Source organism: Pseudomonas sp. GW101-3H06 (assembly GCF_059424605.1).
In genome coordinates, this window is record NZ_JBWKZO010000001.1 from 4,964,671 (window position 1) to 4,989,988 (window position 25,318).

A 25,318-nucleotide genomic window follows, 5' to 3' on the forward strand; every position below is an offset into this window, starting at 1 on the left:
GTTGTTGTACGGTTGCCCTCTGCGATGTTCTGCTGCGGCAAAAGGCTTTAAGGCGTTCAGCCAGTACACAGAACTATCTCAGAGTCGGTCTCTGCCGGAGTGTAGGGCCGAACCGCGTGGACAGATACCGCTTGGCGTACCCGCTGATGAATTTATAACCTTCATCGATAGTCAGAGATGCTGTCTTGATTTCCTTCGCCTGCTGCTTGAATCCATGCCGCGCCTCAAAGCCACTGATTGAAAAATTGTTAGCAGTCAGCTCAAAGCTTTTCTGAATCTTTTTGTCTACAGGCACAGTTAAACCGTACTTCGCCGTATAGGACTCAATTGTTTCGAGAATCTTGTAATAGGTAGTCCAACCGCCCTTTTGCTCAAACAGCTTGACCAAGTGGTAAGCGTCTTGGTACTCGCAAGCAAGCGATACAAGGTGAAAAACTAACGCGCTATCTTCCCGTTCCCTGCCTCGCTTCGCTGAGGCTGGTAGAGCACCGAGAAGGCCATGCAAATTGCGCTTTTCGACGTAGTTTACGCTCCGGCCCTCACGCAAGAGGCGCGCAATCCGGAAAGGGTGTCGCTGGTTCCACAGCAAAGCCATTGCTCCGTTGAACAGCGACAGAAGCTCGTGCGCTACCTGCCAGGCCACATCAGGGTCATCTTCGATATCGCCGAAATGTGAGGAACTGAAGCTGAAGTGGTCATTTGTGCAATCGAGGTAGTCGTCGACTCCTCCCCACACCCAAAAATGCCCGTTGTTATCGTTCTCGCGAGAAAGCTGATGCAAGTACATGGGAACGCCGCTGGTAAGTTCAACTTCCCATTCAATTGTGGAGCTCATTTAGGGACGTAACCTCAGAATCCTAGGATTGACAGCCTGCTGCCATGCTTAAAAGGCAGTGAATCTAAGACATGCTGCTGCAGGTATGCAATAGGGACGCGTTCTCTCACAACCAACCCTGCCACCGAATTAGCTAAAACGGGATTGGTCGTCAAACTGGATCGACGCCTTTCTAGACACCGGCGGGACGGTCAAAGACGACACTACAAATAGATCAATGATGTCCTCTGCGCTGGTCAGGATACCCCCTACCCCGGCTCACTCACGAGAACATGCCGGCTAGCAGGCCGATACGCCTTGGCGATGCTCGAATGATTCTGGAGATGCAGATCTACCTGCAAGGTCGCACCAATGAACGTAAAATCAACATGTTACCTGTCGTTAGATTTCCAGTAGATGACGCCAAGAGCTATCTTTTTCACATAGCTAAAATCATGCATCTCATGCCTATTGAAAGTATCCGTCAGTGCTAATAGGATGATCCGGCAACTACTAAAATAACATTAACAACAAGGAGAGATTTTATGGCGCTTAAACCAGGCCCAAAACCGATTGCCAAATCAACCGGCGAAGTTGATAAGCGTCGTCGTGACAATAAAGACACGCAAGGAAATAATCCCGACTTGAAACCTAGCAAACCTTCAAAAAAATAGGTTTTCGCTGACAAAAGCTACTCTAATGGTAGCTTTTGTCATTGGAGTTTTTAGGGGGTGGATGAATAACCTGTAATTTCAATTTATCTAACAATCACTACGCGCTCTATGAGCACTACAACGACATATCGAATTTAATCATTGCGGAATTTCCCAAAAGTTGAATTACCGTGCGATTTTAGATGTAATCTAGGCTCGTTGCTCATAATTTTTTTCAACTCTACTGGTAACTGAACTGCCCCTGTATCGCAAATAAACTGAACGATAGCTTTGGGCCGCAAACTGCCTTTGCAGGCTGCTCCAGAAGAACTACCAGTCGGCTGCTAACCGAGAGCATCGCCCCACGCGAAAGTATATTTGCGCCCATGATTTTGAGCTCAAGACGCCAGGAGTTTTACTCTGGTCACCTTGGGCAAAAGCACGTTTGCTTATGCGTGTAGTGCGCCGTACGCGAGAGCAAGCGAAGGTGCTCAAGGTGGTGATGGCTTTTAGCCTCGATGCCAGCTAGATTTGAAGCTTTCTACGATCAAGGAAGGATATGAAAAAGCTCATCGCAGTCATGGGGATGTGTGTCGCACTCGGCGGTTGCGCTACGTCTCACTACACCGCAGGCCGAGACTTTCCGTCGGCAAGCGTTACGAGCATCATCAAAGGCAAAACCACGACTGCTGAGTTGAAGTCGCTGTTTGGTGAGCCCTACGCTAAGAGCGCAGTCAGCGAGACTGACGAGAAGTGGATCTACACCTACACCAATGGCTCAGCGCATGCCCAAAGCTACGTGGTCACCATGAAGGTAACGACCACGGGCACTCAGAAAACTCTCGACGTCTTGATCCGAAATGACGTGGTCATCAACTACACGTTCAGCGAAGGCCCCGCTCCAGGCAGTACCACGGCGACGAACTAAGTTCGCCACCTTGCCATTGGGCGACCCACTACGCTCAGCACGTTGTTGATGGAGCAAGCTCATGGACAGAACATATGCTTTCGTGGATGAGTCCGGGAATTCCGACCTTGATACGTCAAAGGGAGGAAGCTCGGGCTTCTTCATCGTGTGCTCCATTCTGGTGGCAGAGAAAGATCTGGAAGCTGCTTATGCCCAAGCTGAAGCACTCCGCACGCGTCACTTTCAAACAGGCGAGATCAAATCCAGCAATCTGAAGCCGAAGGATTCAGATCGCCGTGCCCGAATCCTTAACGAGCTATCTGAGCTGCCATTCAAACTATATTTCACCGTCGTTGATAAGTCCCGAATTCACAAAGACGGCGGCCTCCGTATCAAGACCTCGTTCATAAAATACGTGAACGGGTTGCTCTATGAACGTTTGTTCCGCGCATACCCCGACCTCCAGATGATCGTAGACGAGCATGGTGGCCAGGAATTTCAGGAGAGCCTCAAAAGCTACGTTTCAGAACGGTTCGTCGATGACCTATTTGGCGATAGAGATGCCTTCCAGACGATGGCCAGTAAGGACAACGTCTTGGTTCAGGTTGCAGATTTTTTTGCTGGCTCAGTCGCTCAGATCTACGAAGAGAAAGCATCGGAAGAAGCAGTTCTTGCCTACAAAAAGATTCTACGAAGCCTGACCCTTGGAATGCTTGAGTGGCCATCCAAGTACCAGTCTCTTCTGCCGCCGCCGACGGATGAATTTGGGTACGCTGACTACCAGGTACACCAAGAAGCTCTCCGTCAGGCTGACCTTTTTAGCGAACGGGCTGGTGAGCATCCTAATGAGGATGAGCGCCTGCAGCTGAGCATCTTGCGGTTCTTGAGATTCCAAAGCGAATTCGTCACCAAAGACTACGTGCCAACCGCAGAAATAGTCGGCCACCTAAAAGATAGCGGCTTCGGAGATATCAACGACCAGAGGATCCGCTCCAGCGGCATCGCCAAGCTTCGCGATTCGGACGTGATCATCACAAGCGCGGCCAAAGGATACAAAATTCCTCAGACACGGGCTGACATCAACGAGTTTCTGGAAAGGGCGTCAGGCATAGTCGTCCCTCTGCTGGAACGTGTCAAAAAGGCTCGAGAGGTGTATCGGCTGAGTAGTCGAGGAGAATATGACATCGTGACTGCAGCCAACCTGACTGAGCTTGCCAAGCTGCTCGCTGCGCTCGAGGCGTTTGCAGATGATTGAACTCAGTCATGGCAACGAACCTCAGCAGGCTGCATTGATCCAGGATGAAATCCTAGAGATCTTGAAAGAGGCCAAGGTGCTCGCGCGTAGATTCTGTCGCCTGACCGGCAAGCCGCTGGGCGTGACAGGCGAGATCGCAGAGTACGAAGCTGCTACTAGACTCGGCCTGTTACTACATCCTGCAAGGCAGGCAGGTTACGACGCTACAGAGACGCTGGAAGTTGGCGTCGCGAGAATCCAGATCAAGGGGCGCTGTATCCTGAACCCGCAAAAGATTACGGGCCGTATGGGTGCAATTGATCTACGACAACCCTTTGATACTGTGCTCTTGGTACTGCTTGATTCTGAGTTCAACGCATTTGCAATGTACGAAGCGACTCGTGCCAAGGTAGAGGTAGCACTGACCTTGCCTGGCTCGAAAGCCAGAAATGAACGGGGAGCGCTGGCGATTAGGCAATTCATGTCGATAGCTAATTTGCGCTGGACTCGTCATGAAACTGGCGAATCGAAGAATAAATTCCCGAATTAAAGCCGAGCGATGAAGATATGTCCCTAATGGGGCGCGAGAGTTAGTGTCCCCAAAACGGGACATTAACCACCATTTTTAGGCTTAATGCTCCCATTTGGGCTCATTACGTTGGGCCATGGATCGCGAATGATTTGGCAATGGCGTCACTGCTGACTTTCGATATCAAAGCAGGCCTCCATACCACGATGCGATGGAAATCCGACGAATAAGGATTACAGCTCAACATCTTGAAGCTATTATTGGGCCATCACCAAGGTTCATTAGGTGCAATTGAATGGATTCGCATATGGACGGTTTGACCCCTACGCGATATGCGTGCAGCGGCTCATTTAAATTAGGAGGTATTTTCCAAGGAAGTCTAAGCCTTGGAATAACCGTAGCTGTTCTTCTGAGCGGAGCTCTCATGAACTACAAAATAGCTGCCATGGCAGATCGAGACCATTCTCATCATTACAGCTCCATTGCACTTTCTCGCACAGCGCATGAGATGCTTCTAATCGGGTTGTTCATCTGGCAATCATAGGAGTGATTGACTCTCTCGCGTCTTCATGACTCGATAGTGATCATAAATTTATCTGGCTATTTAAAACTATAAGAGGCTGACGGGATATGTCGGGTGGGGAATTAGTAAATATTGGAAGGATAGCAGAGAAGATTTCGGATGATCTTTTTTCGTTCTTCAAGTGGGAGATTGTCGGGCCTTCGAACCTGAACTATCTCTGCGTTCAAAAAGAAATCCATGCTAAAGGAAAGTCGGGAGACCACCATCACCCTACCGATGTTGTATTCCGGTACTTTGATCCGTATGCCAATAAAACTGTTTATATGCATACAGACTTAAAAAGCTATGCTAAGGGCAGTATCGGTACCACAGAGATCAGAAAAGCACTGGTGAGCTTGGCGAAATCAATAGACTGCGCCTATATCAGCCCGGACTGGCGAGATCGCTACCTTCTTATTCGTGGCGAGAAAAAAATAATAAGCGGAATGCTTTTCGTATTCAATCATGACGATCAATATGATCGAGATTTTTATGATCACTTTAAAGATTTGAAGTCGGACAACCTCCATGTCAAAGAGGGGCAGCAACTTCACATCGTCGAGCCAGCCCTGATTAACTATATAGCGACTCTTAGGCAGGATATAAACAGCTTGGTAGCAAACGGCACCTTCCCACGAAGGAAGTATACTTTTTTGTATCCAGAAATGACCTTGCATAAGGCAGCAGGTGACTACTGGGCCAGGCCAGCAACGATGGAAATGATAGCATCTCCATATCTGATCATTCATCATGGCGAAGCTCACGATATAGATGATGACGGACACAAGATAAAAACGTTTGGTGAAGGGTATGTTATCTACTATCGGCGTAGTGGAGCGAGCGAATATGAGTTCATGTACTTGTTTGACGCACTCTCTAGGTTCCAGATATTGAATGGCGACAAAGAAAAGAAAATTAGAATTCGAATAATCTGCAAGGATTCCAGCGACAAATTAATAAGCAACTATCGGTCAGCTATCGCGAATTATGTTCGTGAGTGGAACGAAGATGAACATCGTCGAAACATACTAGAAAGGATTGACCTCCAGATAGTTACTATGGCGGTGCACAATTACAAAGCCGAACACATCGGATGGGATCGACCATGAAAATTGGTAGTCTTTACTACGCTTCAGATAAGGCCATGTTCGATGCATTAACCCAACGAAAAGTGACAATTGCTCACTTGCGAGAGCTATTCTTATCGCGGGGAATTATTATTTCTCCCGACACAGACAAAGAATCCCTGGCTAGAAAATTCAGTAGCTTTTTTCATGATTATGCTGACTTTCAAAAACTTTCGATACTCATTGGTGCTCACAGTGCTAGAGAGCGGACAACAAATATCGACCTTAAGGTCGCTTTAAGCAAACAGAAGCTACTTGAATCTCTTGAGTCTACAAAAGAGATGCTAGAGGACAAGCATCAAGATAGTGTTGATTATTGGGTCGAAGGTGACGCGATACTGTGTACAGTGCGATATACAAAAACGGATTACGGGCAGTCAGAGTTTAGGCAGGTAGTGCAGAAAGATGCGCAGATAAAGTTTGAACCTACGGCTGATGGTTGGAAGGTTACGGGGCCTATGAACGATAAGTTCAAGGTTGTTTCAGCCGCACTGCAAAGTCAGATAGAGACTCTTACCGATGAAAAGGTTAGCGTGGTAGATATTTCTCTAGCATCCTTCCCGGACTCAAGCTTGAGGAGTAAATTTTTCCGGCAAATGATACATGCCCTTCCCAAAATAAAAGTTCTCGATGTAATCGACGTTGCTACATATAACCCAGTCAAAGATATCGATGACGATATGCTGGAGGATGAATTTGACTCCCTAGACGGCGATGAGCCTGAGATCAAAGAGACCAAGGCAATCACTCGAATATCGAAAGCTCAATTACGTGGTCAAGGAGTGCTTGAGTCGGAACAACTTCTCAGCCTTGAGGAGAATGGTTTCTATATTTGGAAGATATTGTGGCATGCCGTGGACGAAAACCAGTTTGATTCTGATGTTTACGTCTTGGAGTCACAGTTCGGCAGACAATCTGAGTGCGCGGATTTTTCCTACATCGTCAAAGGTGTCATGCGATACCAATCGGTAGGCGAATATGGTGCAAGGGTCAAAGCCAATCCAGTGGACGAGGAACGTATTAAAAAACTTATTGTAAAGGCGGCGGAGTCTACATTGGCAGCACTAACCAAAGGTAAATAAAGATGCGAACTATAAGGTTCAAGATTTTTTTACTGCATATAAATGCGACAATGGACGAGCTGAACAACCTGATGTCGGCAGCGCCGTTTGATCCCGACTTTGGGTCTGGCGTGGAGCTAATAGCTCCCGTCCAAAAAATGCTCAGTGCTAAGTATCATGAACAAAATACCTTGATCAGTGATTTGACAGATGTATATGGGAATTCCCTTCAGAATACCGTCATTCAATATCTCAGCTTCAGGTTTTATATTCGTGAAAAAGAGTTGAATCTTTACGAGATAATAGCCGAGTCCCCTCCGCAAAGCATGAAAGGCTTTACTACGACTCTAAGACGCGTACTCCCCAAGCCCTTCGCTTTCGAAGGCGCTAAGCTCGACGTCTACGACTGGTTTAAAAAGCTTGACAAGCTAGAGAGAATTACAACACTGAAGCCAGTGAAAACTCAGACTGCACTCGTGAACCTTGATGGTGACTCAGCATTCAAAGTTGCAGTTGAATCCAGATCAGATGCGGTGGCAAAGACAGAAAAACTGGTAGGTAATCAGAAATTGATATTGGATAAGGTCAAGGTCTCCTTATATTATGAGGCATCTGAGAGAACATTAGAGGTAACTCGAACTTATGGAGCCACACTCACCGGCTTTTCTGATCCATACGAAGCAATTGAGTTCTTGGCATATGTAATCTGAGGTGCTAAGGAAATGACCAATCTGATACCCGAATTCAATATAGCTGAGTGGTTCGAGAATTCAGCAGCCGGTAATTTTTACTATATCTCTATTATGCTTGGCGAATCATGCCAGCTTTCAAGAACTCTATATTCGGGCAAACCACTATGTCAGCGGGACGCGTGTCATTGAAGCTAATTTCAAAGTTATGGAATTTCATCAATCCCGACCGACGCCCTGATTGCGAAAAGGCGCGTGAGCAAAATTTTATCACGGCAGCGAACAAGTTTAAGACTCTTTCAGTAAACGCCGGTGGTGTAATTTCTATAGATCCAGAAGAGATCCGGGATCAAATAATTACATCGCGTGAGCAACTCAAGCATCTTGTCCACAAGCCGGGAACTCACGGTTGGCCGTCCGCCATTCAGGGGAGCCACGATTCTGGCTCTACTGGAGGAACTCCAGTAAATGTCTTGGACTGCATTGATGTTGTTGCTTGGCGGCGGCTCGCCAGCGGAGAGGCAGTAAGGTACGCATGCCTTCAATCTATAAAAACCGGTGAGTACACCGTCATGACGGCCAGCCTATTTTCGGGCGATATGGATAGTCTCCCGCCGTGGTTTGACGCCGATACAAATCGGAAAATTGCTACGGCCTTGCGGGGCCATGAGCTTCAGTGGTTCCACACTCTCATCGGGGCGATGGACGCTTGGGATGCGAAGTTGTGACGGCTTACAGCAAAGCCCAATGACAACACAGGGCAAAATCGAAGGGCGATGAATCGATGCTCGGAGCTGACGGGCTTCCCGATGTCTGGGAAACGGCCATAGACTCAGAACGTAAAAAAATAATGCCACGCCCCCCAAATCGATTTTCGTATACTTTCGAGCATAGAATGCCAAAAAACCCTCTAAAGTATACGATAGCAAACGTCAGAACAGCGAGAAAATCGCTGTATACCACGGCTTACAGCGGCTTCAGGAAAGTATACACATCCTAGCTGGCTACTCTGCCAATAAGCTGAGCCGGCAGGCGCTGAAAGGCGCCTACCTGAAACCCCCGATGAGCCTCTGGTTGATCGGGGGTTTTCTTTTGCCTGTCGGCGCGTGGTGCCTGGCCCACCGCCAGCGAGCAGGCTCGCGAAGGGGCCAGCACAGGCAACCGAAACCTCAGCCCCTGACAAAAATCACGGCCATGAAAAAACCCCTCTTGCGAGGGGTTCTTTATGCAGCTGCATCAAACATCAGGTCATCTGAATGATGGTCTGCATGATGGTGCTTTGGGTGGAGATGGTCTTGGCGTTCGCCTGGTAGTTGCTCTGCGCCTTGATCAGTTCGACCAGTTCATTGGTCACGTTGACGTTCGACTCTTCCAGGGAGTTGGAGCGGATCGAACCCAAGGTACCGGTTTCCGGCGAATCGTAGCCCGGAATGCCCGACGCGTAGGTTTCTTTCCAGGCGGTGCCGCCCACTTGCTGCAGACCTTGTTCGTTGGTGAAGCTGGCCAACGCAATCTGACCGATCGGCTTGGTTTGGTAGTTGCTGAAGTTGGCCAGCATCACACCGTTGCCGTCGATGGTCAGGTTGGAGATCTGACCAGTAGCGTAGCCGTTCTGCGCCGGAATCGAGCGCGCGCTATCGGCGTTGAACTGGGTGGTGTTGGACATGGCGATGGTCACACCGGCCGGGTCGGCGGCGGCACCGTTGGGTGCCCACACACCATTGGTCACTTTACCTGGAGTCCAGTTGGTGATGGCCAGATTCGGGCTGACGATTGGCGCACCCGGTGGATTCGGCGTGCTGACCGATACCAGTTTGCCGCTGGTATCAAACGTCATGGTCGAAGGGACAGGACGGGTAGCTGCGTTCATCGGGTCGCTGCCATTCGGGTTGCGACCATCGATCAGGGTGTAGGTGTCCCAAGTGTTGGGACCCGTCTTGACCATGTATTGATCCATGGTGTGTTCGTTACCCTGAGAGTCGAAAATCGGGGTGCTGAACTGCTTGGTGTAGGACGCGGTCTTGCTTGGGTCGAACGGGTTCGCGACGACGTCGATCGCGGGCTCCGTAGACTTGAGGTTGATCGTCGACGATACGGTGGTAGTGGCCTTCGGTGCCAGGTTGGAGGTGTCGATACGCAGGTCGGTCAACACACCATTGATGATCTTGCCATTGGCATCCACGCCGTAACCCTGAACACGCGCCGTGTAGTCGGAATTGGTGACGTAACCTTCCTTGTCGACCTTGAACGTACCGGCGCGGGTGTAGGACAGCGAACCGTTGTTGTTCAGCACGAAGAAGCCGGAGCCATTGATGCCCATGTCCAGCACGTTACCGGTGCCGCTGCTGATATCGCCTTGGGTAAATTGTTGGGCAACGTTGGCCAGACGCACGCCATTGCCGATAGTCCTGCTCCCTGCCCCCAGCTTGGTGGCCGAGTAAACGTCTTCGAATTCCGCACGGGACGACTTGAAGCCGACGGTGGCAACGTTGGCGATGTTGTTGCCGGTCACGTCCAGCTGTTTGTTGGCGGCATAGAGACCGCTAAGGCCGATGTTGAAAGACATATTCCACTCCTTTGTGCCGTGTTAGTCGGCTCTATATACCAATGGTTTGCACTTTGGACAGGGCGATGCTGCCCAGCCCGGCCAGGTTGAGCATCAACTCACCGCCGGTCTGGCTGATGGTCACGCTGTTGACGGTTGCTGGCAGATTGGTGATCAGCGCCACGCCCTGACCGTCGATGGTGGTGTTCGCCGCGAAGGTGTAAGTGCCGGTTGGGGCCACGTTGCCGGCGTCGTCCTTGCCATCCCAGGTGAAGCTGGCATTGCCGGCTTTCTGATCGGTCAGTTCGAGGGTGCGAATGACTTTGCCGTCCTTGTCTGTGATTTTCACAGTGGTCGAGGCAACCGACTGCGGTATCGAAATCGAACCGGTCATGCCCTTCGTGGTATCGACTACGGCCTTGTCGCCCGGTGCTATGACCGAACGCCCCACCAGGGACGAAGCCTGCAATGCCTGGGACGAGTTGTAGTTGCTGGCGATGCCGGCCACGGTGTCGTTGAGCGTGGTGATGCCTTCCAGGCTGCTGAACTGCGCCAGTTGCGCCACGAACTCGCCGTTGTCCTGCGGTTCCAGCGGGTTCTGGTTCTTCAGTTGCGTCACCAGCAACTGCAGGAACGCATCCTTGCCCAAGGCTTTTTTGCCGGTGGCACTGCCCGCTGCCGAAGCCAGGCTATCGTCAGTCTTGGTCTTGACTGCGGAGTTGGCCAGGATGTCGTTGAGGCTCAAGCCACTGGTGGTATCGGAAACACTCATCTGAGTCGCCCCTTATCACTGACCGAGGGTCAGGACTTTCTGCATCATGGTTTTGGCGGTGTTCATCATTTCGGCGTTGGTCTGGAACGAACGGCTCGCGGAAATCATGTCGGCCATTTCTTCCACCACGTTGACGTTCGGGTAGTAGACGTAACCCTTGGCATCGGCTGCCGGATGGTTCGGCTCGTAGCGCGCCTCAAGGTTGCTCTGGTCTTCAACCACGCCCAGTACCTGAACGCCTTGACCGGCGGCATCCTGGTTCTGGAACAGCGAATCGCTGCCGCCGCTCTGGCCGCCCTGGAACATGGTGGCGAACACCGGGTGACGCGCACGGTAGGTCTGGTCGATGCTCGACGAGACAGTCTCGGCGTTGGCGATGTTCGAAGCGACGGTGTTCAAACGCGTGGTCTGGGCACTCATGCCGCTACCGGCAATGTTGAAAACACTGGATAGAGACATGACTTATTCTCCGCGCAGGGCTGACACCAGCCCTTTGAATTTACTGTTGAGCAGGGTGAAGCTGGCCTGGAAGTTGACCGAGTTTTCCGCGTAGTTCGACTGTTCCAGCTGAGCGTCCACGGTGTTCTGGTCGATCGAGGGCTGCATCGGCGTGCGGTACATCAGCGACTCGTCGCCATTACCCAGGCCTTCGGCTTCGATATGACGGCTGTTGGTCATGTTCAAGGCGAACGTGCCGTTCTTGGCTTTATCGTTCTGCGCCTCGAGTACTTTCGAGAATTCCAGGTCCCGAGCCTTGTAGTTCGGGGTATCGGCGTTGGCAATGTTGTTGGCCAGGACTTCGGCACGCTGGGCGCGGAAGCCCAGAGCCTTTTCGTGAATGCCGAGCGCTTTATCGAAGCTGATGCTCATGTCGGGAAACCTTCGGGTGACCTGATTTTTCGTACGATGGATATAGCAAGCGTCATGCCAATTCAAAAAAGCCCGTAAACCGGGACTTTGCGGGCCGTGGCAATGCGGCAATGCCAGAAAAGCGGCAACCGGTTTCCGCTGGATGCCGCTTTTCTGCCGCTTTACTCGACCGAGAGAACACCGCATCCCCTGTGGGGCCGATACTTCATCAGGCAAAAAAAAACGGGAGCCCTGAGGACTCCCGATTTTTGATACCGCCAACCGATCACTTCGCCTGGTAAATAATCCCCGGACTGCACTGAACCATCTGGTAATGATCCGGCAATCCGTTCAGCGCTTCGGATGCACCGAGGAACAGATAGCCACCCGGCTTCAACGTGCTGTGAATGCGCAACAGGATGTCCTTCTTCACTTCGGCAGAGAAGTAGATCAGCACGTTGCGGCAGAACACGATGTCGAACTTGCCGAGGCTCGCGTAGCTATCCAGCAGGTTGAAGGAGCGGAATTCCACTCGGCTCTTGATCGGCGCCTTGATGGCCCAGCGTCCCGGCCCCTTCGGATCGAAATAACGCTGCAGCCGCTCGGGCGACAGACCGCGACCGATGGCCAGGCTGTCGTATTCGCCGGTCTTGCAGTTGGTGAGCATGGTGCCGGACAGATCGGTGGCCACGATCTGCACCCCCATCTTCAATTGCCCGACATTGGTCCGCTCGAACTCGTCGATGGACATCGACAGCGAGTACGGCTCCTGACCCGACGAGCACGCCGCCGACCAAATCCGCAAACGCTGGCCGGGACTGGCCTTGATCGCTTCAGGCAGTACCTTGTTCTTCAAGACTTCAAACGGATAGGTGTCACGAAACCACAAGGTTTCGTTGGTCGTCATCGCGTCCACCACCATCTCGCGCAACCCGCTGCGCGGCTGGGTCTGGATGCGTTGGACCAACTCACCCAGGGACTTGATGCCTTGCTGCTCCATCAGTTTGTTGAGACGGCTCGAGACCAGATACTGCTTGTTTTCACCGAGCAAAATGCCACAGGCTTTTTCCAGGAATACCCGGAACTGTTCGAAATCCAAATTACCCGTAGACAATGCTGCCGCCTCTTAAATCGTGTTGACTGCCAGGGGCCGGACGCCCCTAGCTGATATCTGCTGCTTTGATCCGGTCGACTACCCGGGATGCCAGGTCATCAGGACGGAATTTGGCCAGGAAGTCATCGGCACCGACTTTCTTGACCATCGCCTGATTGAACACGCCCGACAACGAAGTATGCAGGATGATATGAAGCTTTTGCATGCGAGGATCGTTGCGGATCTCGGCCGTCAGCGTGTACCCGTCCATCTCCGGCATCTCGATGTCGGAGATCATCATCAGGAACTCTTCTTCCGGCTTCTTGCCCTCGTCGACCAGTTTGCGCAGGTAATCCAGCGCTTGCCGGCCGTCGTTCAACGCCACCACTTCGACACCGACCGTTTGCAGGCAGCGCGTGACCTGCTTGCGCGCCACCGACGAATCATCGACCGTCAGCACACGCAACGAGAGTGCCTTGTGCTGGGTTTCGACATCGACCACGCCGACGGAAATCGCTTCCGGCGTCGGCGCCACTTCCGCCAGCACCTTTTCGACGTCGATGATTTCAACCAACTGATTGTCGACCCGCGTCACCGCCGTCAGGTAGTGATCGCGACCGGTCCCCTTGGGTGGCGGATGAATCTCCTCCCAGTTCATATTGACGATGCGTTCCACCGAGCGCACCAGAAATCCCTGGGTCTTGGTGTTGTATTCCGTGATGATCACGAAGGGATTGTTCTTGTCCTTCAAAGCGCCGGAGCCAGTCGCCATTGCCAGATCAAGGATCGGAATGGTCGCCCCCCGGATATTCGCCACGCCGCACACGACAGGACTGGACTTGGGCATCAGCGTCAGCTGGGGGCATTGCAACACCTCCCGAACCTTGAACACGTTGATCCCATACAGCTGCTGGCCGTCGAGACGGAACAACAACAGCTCAAGGCGATTCTGCCCTACCAGTTGCGTGCGCTGGTTCACCGAATCCATTACACCAGCCATGCCCAGACTCCTACACCAACGCTAAGTGTTGTTGCGACGCACATTCATCTCTAAACGGCACGGCGCTTGCTTTTTATCTTTGTATGAACACAGAACCGACATTTTTCCGACGCCCGACCACACTCCACCGCAAATTCCTCGGTGCGTTGGCGGCTGTGTGCCTGTTCAACACTGGCAGCCCTGCCGTTGCTGACGCGGTTACCTTGCCTGACATGCTTATCGGCGTCACCCAGGGCTTTCTTGAATTCACCGTAGAAGACTATCTGGCTACCAGTCAAACGGAAGGTCGCTACGAAATCCAGGTCAACCAGCTCGATCCGCGTATGCGCATGCCGATGTGCGACAAGGAATTGACAGCCTCACTGGAGAGTCCGGCCAAGCCGTTGGGCCGGGTCACGGTCAAGGTTCGCTGCGAGGGAACATCCCCCTGGACGGTCTTCGTACCCGCTCAAGTACGCCTGTTTCGCGACGTCGTGACCACCTCGCGACCACTGCGGCGCGCCGGCATTGTCGAGCCTGAGGATGTGATCCTGCGTGAGCGGGATATCAGTGCGATCAACCAGGGCTACCTGACCTCCGTCGAACAGGCGATCGGACAACGACTTACCCGACCAATGGTCACCGATCAGGTCATTACCCTGGTCCATCTCGAACAGGCGGAAGTTATCCGCAAAGGTGATCAAGTGGTGATCACCGCCCGCAGCGGTACGCTCAGCGTGCGAATGCCCGGCGAAGCGCTGTCCAATGGCGGCATGAGCGAACAGATCCGGGTGAAAAACCTCAACTCCCAACGAGTCATCAAGGCGCAAGTCATCGCGCCGGGCCAGGTGGAGGTTTCCATGTAGGCGGCCATGCAGAGCCCTGTGTTTCGTGAAGATGTGGCGCTGGCCATGGCTGTTCCCTAAACTGTGCCCCATACAGGGCAAGCGCTGACGCGCGCAAGCTCATTGATAAATGGGCCTAAAGTTTTTCAGGGAATGGCCGAAAACATGGCAAGCGTCCAAATTCCCAGAGGTTTTTATCATGGTCATCGATTTCAGCCGTTTGAACAGTTCCTCGTCATTGACGGGCAGTACACGTACCAGCGCTGCCAAGGAAACCGCCGAAACCGGTAAATCCGCACCGCTGACTACCCAGGCCGAACAGGCCGGTACCGCTACAGTCGGGGAATCGGTACATCTCAGCAATGAGGCTCAACAGTTGCAGAAGATCACTGATACGCTGCGCGATCAGCCTGTCGTCGACAAAGCCCGCGTGGCCGAGTTGAAAGCAGCGATTGCCGATGGCAGCTATAAAGTCGACAGCAACCGTGTAGCCAGCAAACTGCTCAACTTCGAAGCCCAGCGCTAGGCCCCGGCCGGCGCCAGGCTTTTGGACGCTTAAAACCCAAGGCCAGCCATGCACGACACGAATCTACTGCAACTGATCACCGACGATTTTGCTCCAGCGCAACAATTGCTGGAGTTACTGCGTACCGAGTCCCTCGCCTTGCATGGTCGCGACATGTCCCTGCTCGAAGATATTCTGGCGCAGAAGCAAGCCTTGATCATTTTGCTTGAACAGCATGGCCGCAAGCGCAGTGAAATCCTCGCCAGTCTCAACCTGCCGACCAACCGTAGCGGTCTGGAGCAACTGGCCAGCCAGTCGAGCGTCGGCGAAGCACTGCTGGCACAAAGCGATGTGCTGACCGACCTTTTGACTCAATGCCAAGCCGCCAATGCCAACAACGGCCAGTCGATTCTGGTACAGCAGGCCGCCACGGCCACTCAGCTGAAAATCCTCACCGGCGGCGAACCTCCAGCGCTCTATGACGCCAGCGGAACATTTTCCAAGCTTGTGAAACCGCGCCCGCTCAGTCAGGCTTGAGCCCGTCGATGAGCACGCACTATCAAGACGCGAAACATGCTGGCAAAATGCTGGCTAGCCGTAGTCAAAATTTGTCTGGAGATTGATTAACCGTGTCCAATGCCTTAAATGCGGACGATGCTCCGCAGCCACCCAAGGTGCTCAGCACGCCTCTGGAAATCTCCGGCAACCTTCGCCAACTGCAAGAAAGCCATGACCCGCTGATCATCACGTTCCATGAGCGCAGCCAGCGCTTCCAGAGCTATCTGGTGGACATTGATCGCGACAGCAACATGATTGCCCTGGATGAAATGATTCCCCGTGACGGCGAACGCTTCCTGCTGGCCGGCGAGCCGTTCAAGGTTGAAGGTTTCCACGATGGTGTGCGCATAGCGTGGGAAAGCAATGGTCCGCTGACCATCGACGAATCCGGTGGCAGTCGTTGCTACCGTGGCACGCTGCCCGACGAAGTGGTCTACCACCAGCGCCGCAATGCATTCCGTGCGGCATTGAAGCTGGCTCAACTGGTCGACGTCGACCTGGATGGCGAGAAACTCAAGGCGCCGATCAGCGGCAAGTTGCTGGACATCTCGGCCACCGGTTGCAAGTTGCGCTTCACCGGCGACATCACTGGCAGCCTGCAGTTGGGCCAAGTCTATGATCGCTTCATGGCCGCCCTGCCCTTCGGCAAGATGACCGCGCCGGTCGAACTGCGGTATCTGCACTTCGAAGAAAAGATCTCCACTACTTTCGCCGGTGTACGCTTCCACAACATGAGCGGGCTGGTGCAGCGGCAAGTCGAGCGGTTCGTCTACCAGCTGCAACGCGAAGCCCGGCGCTTCGACAAAGACGACCTCTGATGTAACGCGCTAACAAAGACGGGCAGCCCCTTGCGGTGACTGCCCGTTTTTTATGCCTGAGTGTTACGGCCTGGCTTCAGTGAAACTTTGCTCCCGACCCGAATCCGGTTCTTCTGGAGGCGTATCGGTCTGCGGCTCCTGTTCGGCAGGCGGATTCTGCATCTGATCCTGAACCACTTGCTCATCGACCCGCGGATCAAGGCAAGCCACCAGTGGTGAGCTGGACATACTGTCCGGCATAGCCACGTGGTGCAGCGGCGCGTCGTCCACCTGATGCAGATTGGTGACGGCTTTCGGGCGAATTCGCCACACCAGCACCAAGGCGAAGAAACTGAAGAAGGCATACAGCATCTGGCTGCCGAACAGCTTCATCAGCACCCCGGCCGCCAGCGGCCCGATGCTCGCCCCAACGCCATAAGTGACCAGCAGCATGGCCGTCAGAGACACCCGACGGTCAGCTTCGACATGGTCATTGGAAAATGCGACTGCCAGCGGATACAAGCAGAACTTCACCAGCGAACAGAGAAACCCGGCAATAAACAGCACCTCCAGTGGCACCTGCTTCATGACCGCCAAGGGCAATGCGGCAAGTGCCAGAACAAAAGCAAAAGAGCGGATCAGCAGCGCCCGGTCATAACGATCCGACAGCCAGCCCAACGGCCACTGCACCACCAGGCCGGCAAAAATGCAGCTGCCCATGAACAGACCGACCTGTTCCGTGGACAACCCCTGCTGCGAGGCATACAAGGGCGCCAGACCGTAAAACGAACCGATGATCAGCCCCGCCCCCAGGACCGTACTCAACGACTGAGGCACCCGCGTGATAAAAAATCGCGGCTCCATAGGCGCCGGGTGCAGCGGTGCCGGGTGAATTCGCCGCGTCAGCGCCACCGGTACCAGGCACAGGGCAAAGCACAAGGCGACCAGCATCAGCAACTCAAGACCCAGGCCCGGGTGCATGACCAGAATCAGTTGCCCCAACACCAGCCCCAGGTATGAGGCGATCATGTAACCACTGAATACCGTGCCGCGCTGCGAGGCTTCGGCCTGCTCGTTAAGCCAGCTCTCGATGACCATGTACTGGCACATCATGCCCAGGCCGACGATGACCCGTAGAAATATCCAGGCCGGCAACCAGTCCACCAAACCGTGCCCGAGCACCGCGGCGCCAACGATCCCGGCACACGCCGAGTAAGCGCGAATGTGCCCGACACGGGCAATCAAACGGTGGCCAATCTTGCCGCCCAGTACCAGGCCGAAGTAGTTGGCAGCCATCAACGCACCCACCCACAGGCTGTCGACGTTATCGGCCGCCAGGCGAAGGCCCAGGTAAGTACTCAGCAAGCCGGAGCCGATCAGCATCATCAGCGAGGCGAAATAAAGCGCTCGAAAGGGTTTCCAGATTTGGCGCATCGGCGTTCCGAGCGGCTCCTTGCGGTGAGAAATCGGACTACCGAAAAGATAGTCCGAGATGGATGGTGCGTCAGGCCTGGGCTGCTAGAACACGCCGTTCCCAGGGAGTGATTTCATCATAGAAGCTGGTCAACTCCATGCTCTTCGAAGCAATGTAGCCTTCGATGAACTCCTTGCCGAACAGTTCCTTCGCCAATTGGCTACGTTTCAGACGCTCAAGGGCAGCATGCAAGGTACAAGGTAATGAAAGATTGTCCGGCACCTCGAATTCACCCTGGATAGGTTCGCTTGGCTCCAGTTTGTGCTCAATGCCGTACAAACCCGCCGCCAGGCTGGCTGCAATCGCCAGATACGGATTGGCATCGGCGCCCGGCAAGCGGTTCTCGACCCGACGAGCGACCGGCGAACTGGCCGGAATACGCAAACCCGCGGCGCGGTTGTCATGGGACCAGCAGGCATTATTCGGTGATGCGAAGGGATGACACAAGCGCTGATATGAATTCACATTCGGTGCAAACAGTGCGGTGAAATCCGCCATGCAGGTCTGCTGACCGGCGATGAAATGACGGAAGGTCGCAGTCGGCTGGCCAGCCTCGTCACTGAACACGTTACGCCCTGTGTAGACCTCGACGATGCTTTGATGAATATGCATCGAACTGCCCGGCGTATGTGCCAATGGCTTGGCCATGCAGACGACGGTGAGGCCGTGCTTGAGTGCGACTTCCTTGAGCAAATGCTTGAACAGGAACGTATGGTCGGCCAGCAGCAATGGATCGCCGTGCAGCAGGTTGATCTCGAACTGGCTGATACCCATTTCGTGCATGAAGGTATCGCGAGGCAAGCCCAACGCCGCCATGCACTCATAGACTTCGGTGAAAAACGGCCGCAGGCCGTTATTGGAACTGACGCTGAACGCCGAATGGCCGTCTTCGCGTCGACCGTCCAGGCCTACCGGTGGCTGGAAGGGATGGGTTGGATCGGTGTTGGGTGCGAAGACAAAAAACTCCAGCTCCGTGGCCACCACTGGATCGAGACCAAGGGCCTTGTATTGCGTGATGACCGCCTTGAGTTGTCCGCGGGTCGACAGGTTGGAGCTTGCGCCGGTGAGCTCGTGCGCATCGCATATGGCGAGTGCTCGCGGTTGCTTGCTCCAGGGCAAGCGATGGATTTGCGCAGGGTCTGGAACCAGCGCAAGGTCGCCGTCATCGCTGCCGTAAAAACGTGCTGGCGGATATCCGCCCATGATGCATTGCAGCAACACACCCCGCGCCATCTGCAAACGCCGCCCCTCCAGAAACCCCTCGGCGGTCATCACTTTGCCCCGCGGCACACCATTCAAATCGGGCGTGACACACTCAATCTCATCGATGCCCGTCAATCGCTGCGCGAGTGAATTCAGGCTAACGGTTGTCATGACGCAATCCTTGTTTTTGTGCAAGCCGCGAACGGCGACCCGTACAAAATAGGCTCCACGTGTTCGGAATATCAAGCAGCGTCAAACAAAAAGCTTTACGCCCGAGAAGTGATCAGGGCAGATAGAGGCTGAAGACGCCACCGCCTAACGGACCGCCGTTGCTGATTTCGGTGCGTCCGCCGATACCATTGCGCTGATGCAATGCGGCAATCCGCCCGGCAAAGTACAGACCCAGGCCAGTGCTGCCACTGCTGTGGTTGATGCCTTGCACGTAGTCCGCCTGACGCTCGATCATTTCGACGGGGTAACCTTCCCCATCGTCGTTGATAGTCAGCACCAGCTGCCCGGCTTCGTCGCTGACGCTGATCAGCACCGCGTGACGGGCATATCGAATGGCATTGTTGATGCTGTTGGCCAGAACCGAGGCGATCAACTCTCGATCGAAGAACCCCAACGGGCTCAAAGGATCGACTTCAAAGGTCGCGGCAATACCGCGGCTGGCAAATACATCCTGATGACAGGCCAGTTGCGCTTCGATGAAATCATCGAGCTCGTGGTAAGCCGGTTGCAGGGGCATCTGATTGACACCGAGCTTATACAGGCCCAGCAGTTGTACGAGCATGCCGTTGAGATGAGCGAATTCAAACTCGATCACGCCTTGCTCCGGGGTATGCCGTGCCGGATCGGGCAGGTTCGCCAACCATTGACTGTGGGCCTGCATCAGCATGGCCAGCGAGTTCTTCATATCGTGTACGGTTGAAGCGATCACCGTAGAAAAATCCAGGGTCTGCTGGTTGTCGTCCATTAGCCAAACGCCTTGCTTTTCAGTTTCTGATAGCGCGGATAGCGCGCATCGGTATCCGGCATCAAACCGACCATTTTCAGGCAGGTTCGACACTCTTCAAGTTCAGCCGACGGTACGCTGGTATCGGTGCCATGCAACAGTGCCTGTGCCATGTTCAGCGCGATACTGATGTTCTTCGGTTGTAACGCCAAAGCTTTGCGAAACACTTCCCGCGCCTCAACCAGGTTGCCGGTCTTGTACACGCGAACGCCCTGCCGATTGAGATCTGCAGCCGCATTGCCGGAGTTGAGGATGCTCGGATCATCTGTGAGCTTGGCGATGTCCTTCATGACTGCCGGATCGTCACCATAGATTTCCGCACAGTTCTTCAGCATCGACGTGCCGGCCTCTGCCTGACCGAGCATCTGCAACTGCTTGGCCACCAATAGCGCCGCTTCGGCGCTCATGAATTGCTCCATGCCATCGAGGCGCATCAACGCTTGCTCGGTGAGCTTTTCAGCGGTCTCGGCATCGTTGAGCAACAGACTGGTGGCCTTCATCAATCGCGCACGGATTTGCAGGCCGGGGTCGGTCGGGTTTTCCTTGGCCACTGCGCTCAACGTTGTATTGATTTCCAGCCGAGTGCGGGTATCCAGGCCTTTTTCACTTCCTTTGCTGATCAAGGCATGGGCCAGTCCAAGATTACTTTCAGCATCCTTGAAACGTGACTGGGCGCCTTGGCTAACAGCTTGGCGGTAGGCTTTGGAAGCGGTGTCGAAATCCTCATTGGCCATCGCCAACTTACCCAGTTGAGCCTGACGACGCACCGCTAATGGCGACAAGCGAACCGCCTCCTCCAACACTTTTTGAGCCGACTTCGTATCCCCTTCGGCGACCAGGACATCCGCCATGCCGTCATAGAGCGCCGGCATCATCGGGAATACTTTCAGCGCTTTTTCGTAGATGCTTTTGGCTTGTGCAACCTGACCACGCTTGAACAGCAACTTGCCCAGACCGGCAAAGGCCCACGGCAACGGCCGATCAGCGATGATGCTGTCATAAAGGCGCTCCAGCGCCTCATTCTGATTCAGGTCGCGCAGAGCGTCGGCGCGGTAGCGCAGACACAGCGGCGAGTAACGGATATCTTGCTTGCACAGGGCAATGCAAGCGTTGAGTACTTCCACCGGCTTACCCCGGTCGAGGGCTTGCAGGATTGGCTTGAGCAACGTCTTGCGCTGCTCCAGACGCTCAAGGCGCTGGGCCAGCCCGGAACGGTTGAAGGGCTTCGTCAGATAAGCGTCAGGCTCGTGCTCCAGCGCGCTGAGCACCATGGCCTGGCTGGTTTCGGCGGTGACCATGACAAATACACTTTCATGGCTGATCAGCTTCTCGATCATCAGATCTTCGAGTACCTGCTGGCCGTTCTTCTTTCCATCGCCTAAATGGAAATCCTGCAGGATGAAGTCGTAGGACTTCTGCGAACACATTTTCAGCGCCTGCTCGCCTGTGTCAGCGGTATCCACATCCTTGACACCCAGTTCCCGCAACATCGAGCGGACCGAACTGCGGAAGTCCGAAAAATCATCGACGATCAGAAAACTCTTTTGGTGATACGACAGCATCGAGGATTTCCAGGCAATTTAAGAAGAAGTACCGAGGGGCAAGCACATGAACAAGATCAGCTTCACCTGACCTTGCGGCGCGCAGATGATAGCTAGTAGCCATAGGCTATCAAGCGATTTCTCTTGGACGGCGATAACGATTTAAGGCTGCCAGAAGTGAAGATCGCTGCGACCTTGAGGTTATCGGCCAGTGATGGTGTTCTCTTGAAGCCACAAGGGTGCATTTGCGCATTTGCCTGGCGAGAAGCCGGGGATGGGGGCGGCGGAATCAGTATTTTTTTCCGGTCCACTTTCCTGCGGACAAAACAAAACCCCTACCTGCATACGCAGATAGGGGTTTCGGAATTTAATCTTGACGATGACCTACTCTCACATGGGGAAACCCCACACTACCATCGGCGATGCATCGTTTCACTTCTGAGTTCGGGATGGGATCAGGTGGTTCCAATGCTCTATGGTCGTCAAGAAATTCTTGAGCTGACGCGTCTTGCGACGTTCCAGCGAATTGGGTATGCGATAGTTTGTGTGTTGGCGAACTTTCGGTTCATTGCGTCTTCACACACCGCAATCTGGTCTCTTTCGTCTTTTCAACTCGGAGCATCAAATTGCTTGGGTGTTATATGGTCAAGCCTCACGGGCAATTAGTATCGGTTAGCTCAACGCCTCACAGCGCTTACACACCCGACCTATCAACGTCGTAGTCTTCGACGGCCCTTCAGGGAGCTCAAGGCTCCAGTGAGATCTCATCTTGAGGCTAGTTTCCCGCTTAGATGCTTTCAGCGGTTATCTATTCCGAACATAGCTACCCGGCAATGCCACTGGCGTGACAACCGGAACACCAGAGGTTCGTCCACTCCGGTCCTCTCGTACTAGGAGCAGCCCCTCTCAAATCTCAAACGTCCACGGCAGATAGGGACCGAACTGTCTCACGACGTTCTAAACCCAGCTCGCGTACCACTTTAAATGGCGAACAGCCATACCCTTGGGACCGGCTTCAGCCCCAGGATGTGATGAGCCGACATCGAGGTGCCAAACACCGCCGTCGATATGAACTCTTGGGCGGTATCAGCCTGTTATCCCCGGAGTACCTTTTATCCGTTGAGCGATGGCCCTTCCATACAGAACCACCGGATCACTAAGACCTACTTTCGTACCTGCTCGACGTGTCTGTCTCGCAGTCAAGCGCGCTTTTGCCTTTATACTCTACGACCGATTTCCGACCGGTCTGAGCGCACCTTCGTACTCCTCCGTTACTCTTTAGGAGGAGACCGCCCCAGTCAAACTACCCACCATACACTGTCCTCGATCCGGATAACGGACCTGAGTTAGAACCTCAAAGTTGCCAGGGTGGTATTTCAAGGATGGCTCCACGCGAACTGGCGTCCACGCTTCAAAGCCTCCCACCTATCCTACACAAGCAAATTCAAAGTCCAGTGCAAAGCTATAGTAAAGGTTCACGGGGTCTTTCCGTCTAGCCGCGGATACACTGCATCTTCACAGCGATTTCAATTTCACTGAGTCTCGGGTGGAGACAGCGCCGCCATCGTTACGCCATTCGTGCAGGTCGGAACTTACCCGACAAGGAATTTCGCTACCTTAGGACCGTTATAGTTACGGCCGCCGTTTACCGGGGCTTCGATCAAGAGCTTCGCGTTAGCTAACCCCATCAATTAACCTTCCGGCACCGGGCAGGCGTCACACCCTATACGTCCACTTTCGTGTTTGCAGAGTGCTGTGTTTTTAATAAACAGTCGCAGCGGCCTGGTATCTTCGACCGGCGTGGGCTTACGCAGCAAGTGCTTCACCCTCACCGGCGCACCTTCTCCCGAAGTTACGGTGCCATTTTGCCTAGTTCCTTCACCCGAGTTCTCTCAAGCGCCTTGGTATTCTCTACCCAACCACCTGTGTCGGTTTGGGGTACGGTTCCTGGTTATCTGAAGCTTAGAAGCTTTTCTTGGAAGCATGGCATCAACCACTTCGTCACCTGAAAGGTAACTCGTCATCAGCTCTCGGCCTTGAAACCCCGGATTTACCTAAGATTTCAGCCTACCACCTTAAACTTGGACAACCAACGCCAAGCTGGCCTAGCCTTCTCCGTCCCTCCATCGCAATAACCAGAAGTACAGGAATATTAACCTGTTTTCCATCGACTACGCTTTTCAGCCTCGCCTTAGGGACCGACTAACCCTGCGTCGATTAACGTTGCGCAGGAAACCTTGGTCTTTCGGCGTGGGTGTTTTTCACACCCATTGTCGTTACTCATGTCAGCATTCGCACTTCTGATACCTCCAGCAAGCTTCTCAACTCACCTTCACAGGCTTACAGAACGCTCCTCTACCGCATCATCCGAAGATGATACCCGTAGCTTCGGTGTATGGTTTGAGCCCCGTTACATCTTCCGCGCAGGCCGACTCGACTAGTGAGCTATTACGCTTTCTTTAAAGGGTGGCTGCTTCTAAGCCAACCTCCTAGCTGTCTAAGCCTTCCCACATCGTTTCCCACTTAACCATAACTTTGGGACCTTAGCTGACGGTCTGGGTTGTTTCCCTTTTCACGACGGACGTTAGCACCCGCCGTGTGTCTCCCATGCTCGGCACTTGTAGGTATTCGGAGTTTGCATCGGTTTGGTAAGTCGGGATGACCCCCTAGCCGAAACAGTGCTCTACCCCCTACAGTGATACATGAGGCGCTACCTAAATAGCTTTCGAGGAGAACCAGCTATCTCCGAGCTTGATTAGCCTTTCACTCCGATCCACAGGTCATCCGCTAACTTTTCAACGGTAGTCGGTTCGGTCCTCCAGTCAGTGTTACCTAACCTTCAACCTGCCCATGGATAGATCGCCCGGTTTCGGGTCTATTCCCAGCGACTAGACGCCCTATTAAGACTCGCTTTCGCTACGCCTCCCCTATTCGGTTAAGCTCGCCACTGAAAATAAGTCGCTGACCCATTATACAAAAGGTACGCAGTCACCTAACAAAGTAGGCTCCCACTGCTTGTACGCATACGGTTTCAGGATCTATTTCACTCCCCTCTCCGGGGTTCTTTTCGCCTTTCCCTCACGGTACTAGTTCACTATCGGTCAGTCAGTAGTATTTAGCCTTGGAGGATGGTCCCCCCATATTCAGACAAAGTTTCTCGTGCTCCGTCCTACTCGATTTCATTGATAAGAGATTTTCGCGTACAGGGCTATCACCCACTATGGCCGCACTTTCCAGAGCGTTCCGCTAATCTCAAATCAACTTAAGGGCTAGTCCCCGTTCGCTCGCCACTACTAAGGGAATCTCGGTTGATTTCTTTTCCTCAGGGTACTTAGATGTTTCAGTTCCCCTGGTTCGCCTCTTGCACCTATGTATTCAGTACAAGATAACCATCTTATGATGGCTGGGTTCCCCCATTCAGACATCTCCGGATCAAAGTCTGTTTGCCGACTCCCCGAAGCTTTTCGCAGGCTACCACGTCTTTCATCGCCTCTGACTGCCAAGGCATCCACCGTATGCGCTTCTTCACTTGACCATATAACCCCAAGCAATCTGGTTATACTGTG

General features: G+C 53.4%; 23 protein-coding genes and 2 rRNA genes. 12 read left to right on the plus strand and 13 right to left on the minus strand.

Translation table 11 applies throughout. The features are described 5' to 3' along the window. Positions 1 to 73: 73 nt before the first annotated feature. The gene (locus tag AC07ZE_RS22735) at positions 74 to 835 is read right to left on the minus strand and encodes a hypothetical protein (RefSeq protein WP_207266719.1); all 762 of its coding nucleotides are present in this window, start codon (positions 833 to 835) and stop codon (positions 74 to 76) included. 524 nt (positions 836 to 1,359) lie between these two features. Between AC07ZE_RS22735 and AC07ZE_RS22740 the strand changes: the two genes are divergently transcribed. From AC07ZE_RS22740 to AC07ZE_RS22775, 8 genes are all read left to right on the plus strand, one after another. After that, complete coding sequence (locus AC07ZE_RS22740; protein WP_256575459.1) at positions 1,360 to 1,488, plus strand: hypothetical protein; 129 nt, start codon at positions 1,360 to 1,362, stop codon at positions 1,486 to 1,488. A 538-nt stretch (positions 1,489 to 2,026) separates the two neighbouring features. Beyond that, positions 2,027 to 2,395, plus strand: a complete 369-nt coding sequence (locus tag AC07ZE_RS22745) for a hypothetical protein (protein ID WP_207266720.1) — start codon at positions 2,027 to 2,029, stop codon at positions 2,393 to 2,395. 61 nt (positions 2,396 to 2,456) lie between these two features. Continuing rightward, on the plus strand, positions 2,457 to 3,629 hold the full coding sequence (locus tag AC07ZE_RS22750) for a DUF3800 domain-containing protein (RefSeq protein WP_207266721.1): 1,173 nt from the start codon (positions 2,457 to 2,459) through the stop codon (positions 3,627 to 3,629). Beyond that, entirely contained in the window at positions 3,622 to 4,158 is a 537-nt protein-coding gene (locus tag AC07ZE_RS22755) for a hypothetical protein (protein WP_207266722.1), read from the plus strand. The genes AC07ZE_RS22750 and AC07ZE_RS22755 overlap by 8 nt, the downstream gene beginning before the upstream one ends. 609 nt (positions 4,159 to 4,767) lie before the next feature. Then, positions 4,768 to 5,808, plus strand: a complete 1,041-nt coding sequence (locus tag AC07ZE_RS22760) for a PD-(D/E)XK nuclease domain-containing protein (protein WP_207266723.1) — start codon at positions 4,768 to 4,770, stop codon at positions 5,806 to 5,808. Continuing rightward, on the plus strand, positions 5,805 to 6,908 hold the full coding sequence (locus AC07ZE_RS22765) for a hypothetical protein (RefSeq protein WP_207266724.1): 1,104 nt from the start codon (positions 5,805 to 5,807) through the stop codon (positions 6,906 to 6,908). Before AC07ZE_RS22760 ends, AC07ZE_RS22765 begins: the two co-directional genes overlap by 4 nt. 50 nt (positions 6,909 to 6,958) lie before the next feature. Next, complete coding sequence (locus tag AC07ZE_RS22770) at positions 6,959 to 7,597, plus strand: hypothetical protein (protein WP_207266725.1); 639 nt, start codon at positions 6,959 to 6,961, stop codon at positions 7,595 to 7,597. A gap of 107 nt (positions 7,598 to 7,704) precedes the next feature. Beyond that, positions 7,705 to 8,304, plus strand: a complete 600-nt coding sequence (locus AC07ZE_RS22775) for a hypothetical protein (RefSeq protein WP_259331990.1) — start codon at positions 7,705 to 7,707, stop codon at positions 8,302 to 8,304. 515 nt (positions 8,305 to 8,819) lie between these two features. On the opposite strand, the gene flgE is transcribed toward AC07ZE_RS22775, so the two are convergent. The 6 genes from flgE to AC07ZE_RS22805 all read right to left on the minus strand — a co-directional run bounded on the left by flgE (position 8,820) and on the right by AC07ZE_RS22805 (position 13,835). Continuing rightward, a complete protein-coding gene (flgE, locus tag AC07ZE_RS22780; RefSeq protein ID WP_207266726.1) occupies positions 8,820 to 10,142 on the minus strand; it encodes a flagellar hook protein FlgE in 1,323 nt (440 codons plus the stop codon). Positions 10,143 to 10,173: 31 nt separating this feature from the next. Continuing rightward, complete coding sequence (flgD, locus tag AC07ZE_RS22785) at positions 10,174 to 10,893, minus strand: flagellar hook assembly protein FlgD (RefSeq protein ID WP_207266727.1); 720 nt, start codon at positions 10,891 to 10,893, stop codon at positions 10,174 to 10,176. 15 nt (positions 10,894 to 10,908) lie between these two features. Next, a complete protein-coding gene (gene flgC, locus AC07ZE_RS22790; RefSeq protein ID WP_007937507.1) occupies positions 10,909 to 11,352 on the minus strand; it encodes a flagellar basal body rod protein FlgC in 444 nt (147 codons plus the stop codon). A gap of 3 nt (positions 11,353 to 11,355) precedes the next feature. After that, positions 11,356 to 11,763, minus strand: a complete 408-nt coding sequence (gene flgB / locus AC07ZE_RS22795) for a flagellar basal body rod protein FlgB (protein WP_056853151.1) — start codon at positions 11,761 to 11,763, stop codon at positions 11,356 to 11,358. A gap of 265 nt (positions 11,764 to 12,028) precedes the next feature. Continuing rightward, the gene (cheR, locus tag AC07ZE_RS22800; protein ID WP_095195801.1) at positions 12,029 to 12,856 is read right to left on the minus strand and encodes a protein-glutamate O-methyltransferase CheR; all 828 of its coding nucleotides are present in this window, start codon (positions 12,854 to 12,856) and stop codon (positions 12,029 to 12,031) included. A gap of 46 nt (positions 12,857 to 12,902) precedes the next feature. Beyond that, positions 12,903 to 13,835, minus strand: coding sequence for a chemotaxis protein CheV (locus tag AC07ZE_RS22805; RefSeq protein ID WP_015096472.1), 933 nt, complete (start codon positions 13,833 to 13,835; stop codon positions 12,903 to 12,905). An 83-nt stretch (positions 13,836 to 13,918) separates the two neighbouring features. On the opposite strand from AC07ZE_RS22805, the gene flgA reads away from it, so the two are divergent. The 4 genes from flgA to AC07ZE_RS22825 all read left to right on the plus strand — a co-directional run bounded on the left by flgA (position 13,919) and on the right by AC07ZE_RS22825 (position 16,540). Beyond that, positions 13,919 to 14,680, plus strand: a complete 762-nt coding sequence (gene flgA, locus AC07ZE_RS22810) for a flagellar basal body P-ring formation chaperone FlgA (RefSeq protein ID WP_207266728.1) — start codon at positions 13,919 to 13,921, stop codon at positions 14,678 to 14,680. 178 nt (positions 14,681 to 14,858) lie between these two features. Next, positions 14,859 to 15,185 (plus strand): flagellar biosynthesis anti-sigma factor FlgM, encoded by a 327-nt coding sequence (gene flgM, locus AC07ZE_RS22815; RefSeq protein WP_095195803.1) that lies wholly within the window; start codon positions 14,859 to 14,861, stop codon positions 15,183 to 15,185. Between the two features lie 48 nt (positions 15,186 to 15,233). Beyond that, positions 15,234 to 15,701, plus strand: coding sequence for a flagella synthesis protein FlgN (locus AC07ZE_RS22820; RefSeq protein WP_207266729.1), 468 nt, complete (start codon positions 15,234 to 15,236; stop codon positions 15,699 to 15,701). 92 nt (positions 15,702 to 15,793) lie between these two features. Next, the gene (locus tag AC07ZE_RS22825) at positions 15,794 to 16,540 is read left to right on the plus strand and encodes a flagellar brake protein (protein ID WP_207266730.1); all 747 of its coding nucleotides are present in this window, start codon (positions 15,794 to 15,796) and stop codon (positions 16,538 to 16,540) included. A gap of 63 nt (positions 16,541 to 16,603) precedes the next feature. On the opposite strand, the gene AC07ZE_RS22830 is transcribed toward AC07ZE_RS22825, so the two are convergent. From AC07ZE_RS22830 to AC07ZE_RS22855, 6 genes are all read right to left on the minus strand, one after another. Further along, complete coding sequence (locus AC07ZE_RS22830; RefSeq protein WP_207266731.1) at positions 16,604 to 17,953, minus strand: MFS transporter; 1,350 nt, start codon at positions 17,951 to 17,953, stop codon at positions 16,604 to 16,606. Between the two features lie 70 nt (positions 17,954 to 18,023). Further along, complete coding sequence (locus AC07ZE_RS22835) at positions 18,024 to 19,265, minus strand: glutamine synthetase family protein (protein ID WP_207267872.1); 1,242 nt, start codon at positions 19,263 to 19,265, stop codon at positions 18,024 to 18,026. A 214-nt stretch (positions 19,266 to 19,479) separates the two neighbouring features. Next, positions 19,480 to 20,172 (minus strand): sensor histidine kinase, encoded by a 693-nt coding sequence (locus AC07ZE_RS22840; protein WP_207266732.1) that lies wholly within the window; start codon positions 20,170 to 20,172, stop codon positions 19,480 to 19,482. After that, on the minus strand, positions 20,172 to 21,773 hold the full coding sequence (locus AC07ZE_RS22845; RefSeq protein ID WP_207266733.1) for a tetratricopeptide repeat-containing response regulator: 1,602 nt from the start codon (positions 21,771 to 21,773) through the stop codon (positions 20,172 to 20,174). The genes AC07ZE_RS22840 and AC07ZE_RS22845 overlap by 1 nt, the downstream gene beginning before the upstream one ends. A gap of 350 nt (positions 21,774 to 22,123) precedes the next feature. Continuing rightward, positions 22,124 to 22,239: ribosomal RNA gene (gene rrf, locus AC07ZE_RS22850) — 5S ribosomal RNA — on the minus strand. Between the two features lie 154 nt (positions 22,240 to 22,393). Then, positions 22,394 to 25,287 (minus strand): 23S ribosomal RNA (locus AC07ZE_RS22855). Positions 25,288 to 25,318: the final 31 nt, after the last annotated feature.

Bases quoted from the DNA above. Each gene is read 5' to 3' on its own strand.
- AC07ZE_RS22735 (WP_207266719.1), bottom strand. From the start codon at position 835: ATGAGCTCCACAATTGAATGGGAAGTTGAACTTACCAGCGGCGTTCCC.
- AC07ZE_RS22740 (WP_256575459.1), top strand. From the start codon at position 1,360: ATGGCGCTTAAACCAGGCCCAAAACCGATTGCCAAATCAACCGGCGAA.
- AC07ZE_RS22745 (WP_207266720.1), top strand. From the start codon at position 2,027: ATGAAAAAGCTCATCGCAGTCATGGGGATGTGTGTCGCACTCGGCGGT.
- AC07ZE_RS22750 (WP_207266721.1), top strand. From the start codon at position 2,457: ATGGACAGAACATATGCTTTCGTGGATGAGTCCGGGAATTCCGACCTT.
- AC07ZE_RS22755 (WP_207266722.1), top strand. From the start codon at position 3,622: ATGATTGAACTCAGTCATGGCAACGAACCTCAGCAGGCTGCATTGATC.
- AC07ZE_RS22760 (WP_207266723.1), top strand. From the start codon at position 4,768: ATGTCGGGTGGGGAATTAGTAAATATTGGAAGGATAGCAGAGAAGATT.
- AC07ZE_RS22765 (WP_207266724.1), top strand. From the start codon at position 5,805: ATGAAAATTGGTAGTCTTTACTACGCTTCAGATAAGGCCATGTTCGAT.
- AC07ZE_RS22770 (WP_207266725.1), top strand. From the start codon at position 6,959: ATGGACGAGCTGAACAACCTGATGTCGGCAGCGCCGTTTGATCCCGAC.
- AC07ZE_RS22775 (WP_259331990.1), top strand. From the start codon at position 7,705: ATGCCAGCTTTCAAGAACTCTATATTCGGGCAAACCACTATGTCAGCG.
- flgE (WP_207266726.1), bottom strand. From the start codon at position 10,142: ATGTCTTTCAACATCGGCCTTAGCGGTCTCTATGCCGCCAACAAACAG.
- flgD (WP_207266727.1), bottom strand. From the start codon at position 10,893: ATGAGTGTTTCCGATACCACCAGTGGCTTGAGCCTCAACGACATCCTG.
- flgC (WP_007937507.1), bottom strand. From the start codon at position 11,352: ATGTCTCTATCCAGTGTTTTCAACATTGCCGGTAGCGGCATGAGTGCC.
- flgB (WP_056853151.1), bottom strand. From the start codon at position 11,763: ATGAGCATCAGCTTCGATAAAGCGCTCGGCATTCACGAAAAGGCTCTG.
- AC07ZE_RS22805 (WP_015096472.1), bottom strand. From the start codon at position 13,835: ATGGCTGGTGTAATGGATTCGGTGAACCAGCGCACGCAACTGGTAGGG.
- flgA (WP_207266728.1), top strand. From the start codon at position 13,919: ATGAACACAGAACCGACATTTTTCCGACGCCCGACCACACTCCACCGC.
- flgM (WP_095195803.1), top strand. From the start codon at position 14,859: ATGGTCATCGATTTCAGCCGTTTGAACAGTTCCTCGTCATTGACGGGC.
- AC07ZE_RS22820 (WP_207266729.1), top strand. From the start codon at position 15,234: ATGCACGACACGAATCTACTGCAACTGATCACCGACGATTTTGCTCCA.
- AC07ZE_RS22830 (WP_207266731.1), bottom strand. From the start codon at position 17,953: ATGCGCCAAATCTGGAAACCCTTTCGAGCGCTTTATTTCGCCTCGCTG.
- AC07ZE_RS22835 (WP_207267872.1), bottom strand. From the start codon at position 19,265: ATGACCGCCGAGGGGTTTCTGGAGGGGCGGCGTTTGCAGATGGCGCGG.
- AC07ZE_RS22840 (WP_207266732.1), bottom strand. From the start codon at position 20,172: ATGGACGACAACCAGCAGACCCTGGATTTTTCTACGGTGATCGCTTCA.
- AC07ZE_RS22845 (WP_207266733.1), bottom strand. From the start codon at position 21,773: ATGCTGTCGTATCACCAAAAGAGTTTTCTGATCGTCGATGATTTTTCG.